Raw genomic sequence first — 5,928 nt, 5'->3', positions numbered from 1 at the left:
GTGGCCGGGTATGAGGAGCCGGTGATGGCGTTTTCCAGTCCGGCCGGCATTCTCAGCGCCACACCGAAGACGCAGCAGATCACCGCAGGCGAGAACATCCACATATCCAGCCAGAAGGACACGAACATCGCCATTGGCAAGCGGCTGGCGATGGCGATCAAAGAGTCGTGGAGCGTGTTCGTGGCGACGTCGGGCATCAAGCTCTTTGCCGGCAAGGGCAAGGTGCAGATCCAGGCGCAGGACGAAAACGTTGAAATCACCGCACGGCAGGAAGTCAACATCGCATCGATTGCCGGCGACATCGATTTTGCTGCTGCCAGACGCATCAGGATCACTGCGGGCGGGGGCTGCCAGATCGAGATCGCCAACGGCCAGATAGCATTCAGGGCGCCTGGTCCGGTAAACATTCATGGCAGCGTAAAGAACTTCACCGAGCCGGCGCGGGTGACACCCCAATTGCCGGAACTCCCTTCCCATGACACGCCGCACACCAGGAAATTCGCATTGGCGAGCCTTGAAGGGAAACTCATCGATGGCGCGGAGGTAAGCCTGTTCGACCCGGAAACGAAAACAAAAGTCTGGTCCAGTCCCATCGCCGCCACGGGATTCTCGGATCCCATGCCGGACCAGCCGAATTCGGATTCCTACACGGCCGTCATTGGCCTCAAAGGCAGCATTTTTCATTTCTACGACATCGACCACAACCCGCAAGAGGACGAAGACGATGACCTCTTTGAAGACGAGCATCCAAGCCGGAGAGGTGAATAAATGGGCGTGACGCATAGGGAAGGCCGCTACTACGTCGTAAAGAAAGGCGACTCGCTTTGGGGAATCGCACGGCACTTCAAATACGACATCGAGAAACTCGCCGCCTACAACGGTCTGACCGGGAAAAAAAAGAGCCTCATCGCCATCGGCCAACGCATCTATTTCCCGGACGGTGTCACCAGCCCGGATTTGAAGCTCAGCGTGAAAGTAGTTGGACTCAGCAGCAAGCCGGTAAAAAACGCAAAGCTGCGGGTGACCCACGACGGCAGGGAAAATGAAATGGAGACCGATGGGCTGGGCTGGCTGCACGGCATCAATATCCAGGACCATCTGAAAGGATTGAAGATCGAGTTCCTGAACTACGAATCGAAATGGGAAAAAATACTCAACGAAGACATCCTGCCCCTTGGCGAGAAGATCCTGCAGATCAACATCCTGACCGACCTGATCAAGGGCCGGACCCTGAAAAAAGCAGGCCCGCCACTGCTGCCCGACCGCAGCGTCGGCAACGAAATCAGGAAGGACACGCCGCAACCCAAGGCACCGGCCGCGCCCGGCAAGCGCCTTCCTCCCGTACCGGCCCAACCGGTTGTCCTGCAGACCCGGACAAGTGACGGGCTCCCCGCGACGATCAACGCACCGCTCTTCGCGAGCGAAAATCTGTACCTGAAAATGGGAAATGAAAAGTTCCGGCAGGCGCTGATCGAATCCGCCAAACGCTATGGGTTCACGCCGCATGCCTTGGCGGCCATCATCAATGCAGAAGCTGCGAAGACGAAGGATGGGACGTGGATCGAGACTTCCGCCGCGGCTGGATCGTCGGCCAGGGGGTTGGGGCAGTTTTTGCCTGCGGCTTGGTTTGAATATATCGCTAAAGATGGCACGCTCGGGAATAAGGAAGCGTTGAAGAAAATCAGGACAACTAGATTATTCGCTGCCAACAAATCGCTTTACAAGGAAGAAAACAAAAAGAGAATCGAAATTGATGGTTCGACCAAAACATCCATTCTCGAATGGCGTGATAACGGCGCGTACTCGATCGATGCTATTGCTTCCTATGCTGAAGACAATCTGAACTATCTGAGCAAGAAAGGTATAAATGCAAAGGCACTGCCACCGGACGAAAAGTTAAAAATAGCTTACATCATGCACCACGAGGGGCCGACAGGTGGCGCGTTATACCTGCGCGGAAAACTGGGGGCGACTGATGGCCTAACGCGTGATCAAGCGGAAGCAAAGCTGGCCAAACAATTTAGAACAAGATCGGATGATGGACTTGAAAAGGCAAAGGCAATAGCGGACCGTTTTGAAGGTGATTATATAAAGGCCTACTATTACTTCATCGCAAACCATACCGACACAATGGTGCGAGTTAAAAATTTCATGCTTCTATCAAAAGATTTTCAAGAACGCTCCGCATATGAAGTTATCCACTCGCTTTCTGGCATCGCAGTAGAAAAGCCAAGTTCTGAAAAAGCAAGTTCGGCCACAAAAGCGTCCACAATTAGTCAGTCGCATGAAGTTAAACCCCACAAAAATGTCGGCGGAACACCAGGATGGTGCGACCCATTGACACACTGCGCTGTCAGAATCGGGGGCTACCGTGATAGTGAAAGCAATCCCAATAATGCCAGGCTGAAGTCATTGTTTGAAGGCGGTGGGCGGGCGAACAAGCACACCGGATTAGACCTTGCCGCAGTGCCTGGCACCGACATTTTTGCCGTCGCCAACGGCGAGGTTCTCTATGCTGGGATTGGCGGTAACTATGGGAACATCATTCTGTTAAAAGTAAATATCAATGACCTTCCTCGATTGCAAAAACGATACGCCGAAAGTATTTCGGGAATAGTGAACGGGACAATATATTTTATGTACGCGCACTTAAGTACGGTTGACGTAAAGAAGACCCGTGCTGGCTTTAAGCCAGTATACGCGGGACAGACAATTGGAAAAACCGGGGACACAGGTAATGCTAAGGGCATGACGGAAATCGGCCCATTCCGGCTAGAGAAATACGGCGCCCATCTGCATTTCGAAGTTCGCCGCAGTCAAAATCTAAAGAAAGGCAAAGGTGAATGGTTCGATCCCAAGCCATTCTTAAATAGCTGTAATTAATGTTTTTTTATTTCAAGATGATGCTATCGATCATAAGAATAAGGCTATTCATTGTAATAGCCACCCTGGCGATTACCCTACCGATTGCAGCTAAGAATATTCCGCCAGAGCAAAAGGTATTCAGCAATAAAGAAAGGCGCGCAGAAGAGATTCGAATTCAGAAAAAGATTGAAGAAGGTTTGGATTGGCGCAATAGAACCAAAGAGACACTTGACGAGTATGACGACGAGCACCGCCTACTGTACGGCATGCTCAACGAATCCATTCTATTACGTACCGCAACGGGGGAACGGTTTGGCATTTATGAATCGATCAGTGAAGAAACGAATGCCAGACGTTTAGAAATACGGCTCCACAAGAAAAATAAATTAACGGATCGCTTCCTATCTAGCAGTGTGTACTGCGGTAGTGCTGCGCTCTCTGCTGATCAAGTTGCACCTACCTTTGTCCTGTTTAGAGAAGTCTGTTATCAGAATGGCCGTGCAGGTCATACCCTGTATTTGTTTGACTATAAAAGTCGCAATTTGTATTGGCTATATTCAAATGAAGTCATCTATGAAAAAAAGCCTTCAGTCACTTTCCGTAACGGAATGTATCGAGTGCGTTGGCAAGTCAAGACCACTGAAGGCAAGATCAGTATCCCAGTAGTTAAAAATTTTTCAGTCGAAAAAGCGGCAGGGAACACATGGAAGGTAAAGACATATCCTCCAATCAACGATGAGGCTGGCGATATAGAAGCAGAAGAAAAACTCGGACTAGACAAGAAATTTGATTTGCCATCCTTTGTTGCAAATTGGGGCAAGTAATAACCAACCAAGATTGGCAAATCCTGACTGGAGTACTGTCCACATGCGTCAGTAGCCACAAGCCCGACAGGCGATAAAGAAATGCTTCAGGCAATCGCCTTTGCATGTAGATTGCAGCAATGTATAGCGTAAAATGCACGCGTACCTGCTCCTATGAATTTACATCTCACGATGAAAAACTTCGTCCTTGTTCACGGCGCGTGGCACGGCGGCTGGTGCTGGAAGCGTGTTCTCCCTCAACTGCGCGCAGCCGGTCATGAGGCCTATGCCCCCACCCTGACCGGCGTCGGCGAGCGATCCCATCTGCTCTCTGCCGATATTCGCTTGAAGACCCACATCCAGGATGTGATCGGCCTGATCGACAGTGAGGAACTGGACAACGTGGTCCTCGTCGGACACAGCTATGCCGGCATGATCATCACGGGCGTGGCGGATCTCCTCCTGCAGCGTGACGTTCCCCAGTTGCGGCACCTGATCTATGTGGACGCGGTCACGCCCCATCCTGGTGAAAGCTGGTCCAGCCAGCATACGGCGGAAACGATTGCCGCTCGGGTGAAAGCAGCACGGGCCACCGGCGGCGTATCCATGCCTTCGGCCGATGCGTCGGCCTTCGGTCTTGAAGGACCGGATCGTGAGTGGGTGAACCGCCGCCAGACACCGCATCCATTTGGCGTGTACCAAGACCCGCTGATGTTCGATGCGCAGCGTGTTGCGCGCGTCAAGCGCACGTTCGTGGATTGCACGTCACCCGCGCTGCCGACCATTGCCGTGATGCGGCAACGTGTCCGCACGGAGCCGGGATGGCAGGTGGTCGAGCTGAAGACAGGGCACGATCCGATGGTCAGCCAGCCCGATGCGCTCGCGCGGCTGTTGCTTGAGTAGCTGGATGCGGCGCTTTTCCGTGGGCGGGTACTACGCAGTGAAAAGCGTGCGGCAGGAAAAAGATCATCGTGAATAAATGCGGATTTTTCGTGGATCCGCAGCGACCGCACGTGCCCGTAATTGCCCGCACCCGCCATCGACTTCCTGCCCTGCTGAATCCCGCAGTTTCGTCAGTATGCCGCGCTGGTGCAGGGAACGCGCAATCGCTCGTGCCCGGTCCCACGATGGCCGCTTGAATTGAAGGTCCGGAATCGTGTTGTAGGGGATCATGTTTAATACCGCGTACTTCCCTTTCAACAGCTCAACGATGCCATCCATCTCGTCCTCACCGTCATTGATCCCCTCAAGCAGCGTCCATTGGTACTGCACCGGATAATGCGTGAGACGCGCGTATTGCTCCCCCAGCGCCACCAGCTCTGCCGGCGCCATGCGCGGTGCGCGCGGCAACAAGGTTTCGCGCAGCGCAGGCTTGGTCGTGTGCAGGGACAAGGCCAGCGCCGGCTTCACCACGCCATGCGGCAAGCGCTCGAATACGCGCGGGTCGCCGACCGTCGAGAACACCAGGTTCTTGTGCCCGATATTGCCCTCGGTGCCGAGCAGTTCGATTGCCTCCAGCACATTGCCAAGGTTGTGGGCCGGCTCGCCCATGCCCATGAAAACGACCTTCTTCACCACGCGCTGCGTGCGCGCCAACGCCACCTGCGCAACGATCTCGCCGCTCGTCACATGGCGAATCAGCCCGCTGCGACCGGTCATGCAGAACTGACAGCCGACGGCGCAACCGACCTGGCTGGACACGCACACGCCATCACGCGGTAGCAGCACGCTCTCCACCGTCTGGCCGTCATTCAGACCGACCAGCAAACGGGCCGAGCCATCCTCGGTCGGATGAGAAGACAACAAGCGGGCGAGACCATGCAATTCGGCGTCGATCTGCGGCAGCGCTTCGCGCAGACGTTTCGGCAGAAAATCGTTGGGACGCCGGCGTCCCTGGTCGTGCGGCCGGCCTTGCAACCAGTCGCGCAGCACGCGCTGCTCATGGAGCGGCATGGCGCCTAATGCACGCAGGCGTTGGCGGATGGATTCGATTTGCATGAGGAGTCGTTGCAGGAAGTGGTGCGGTCAGGACAATTGGGTAGTGAGTGTCATTCTGAGGTGTTCGGTATCTGCACTTTTACAGGACGCCTTTCGTTTAGCAATGAACGAAGCCCGTTGTGAAGTCGATTACGAATCCTCGTTTGGCTTGATTCGGCGGCGGTTAATTAACCCTGAACCAGTCTTATACACAGGCTCTTCTCTTTTGGGGCCAGCATTGCATATTGATATGAAAAAAAGGGACTCGATATCGAGTCCCTTT

Annotated in this window: 5 protein-coding genes; 4 read left to right on the top strand and 1 reads right to left on the bottom strand. The window is 54.0% G+C overall.

The features are described from left to right. From VGU61_RS11660 to VGU61_RS11645, 4 genes are all read left to right on the top strand, one after another. A partial coding sequence (locus tag VGU61_RS11660; protein WP_326859297.1) for a DUF2345 domain-containing protein occupies positions 1–768 on the top strand: 768 nt, incomplete at its 5' end. Further along, complete coding sequence (locus tag VGU61_RS11655; RefSeq protein ID WP_326859296.1) at positions 769–2,883, top strand: peptidoglycan DD-metalloendopeptidase family protein; 2,115 nt, start codon at positions 769–771, stop codon at positions 2,881–2,883. Continuing rightward, positions 2,883–3,689 (top strand): hypothetical protein, encoded by an 807-nt coding sequence (locus VGU61_RS11650; RefSeq protein ID WP_326859295.1) that lies wholly within the window; start codon positions 2,883–2,885, stop codon positions 3,687–3,689. Before VGU61_RS11655 ends, VGU61_RS11650 begins: the two co-directional genes overlap by 1 nt. Before the next feature lie 171 nt (positions 3,690–3,860). Continuing rightward, positions 3,861–4,571 carry an alpha/beta hydrolase gene (locus VGU61_RS11645; protein ID WP_326859294.1) on the top strand — a complete coding sequence of 237 codons (711 nt, stop codon included), beginning with the start codon at positions 3,861–3,863 and terminating at the stop codon, positions 4,569–4,571. Between the two features lie 63 nt (positions 4,572–4,634). Here the strand turns inward: VGU61_RS11645 and VGU61_RS11640 are convergent, their stop codons facing one another. Continuing rightward, the gene (locus VGU61_RS11640) at positions 4,635–5,666 is read right to left on the bottom strand and encodes an RNA methyltransferase (RefSeq protein ID WP_326859293.1); all 1,032 of its coding nucleotides are present in this window, start codon (positions 5,664–5,666) and stop codon (positions 4,635–4,637) included. Between the last annotated feature and the right edge of the window lie 262 nt (positions 5,667–5,928).

Source organism: Noviherbaspirillum sp., from assembly GCF_035944575.1.
Classification (GTDB): Bacteria; Pseudomonadota; Gammaproteobacteria; order Burkholderiales; family Burkholderiaceae_D; genus Noviherbaspirillum.
This window is presented reverse-complemented; position numbering and strand designations above follow the sequence as displayed.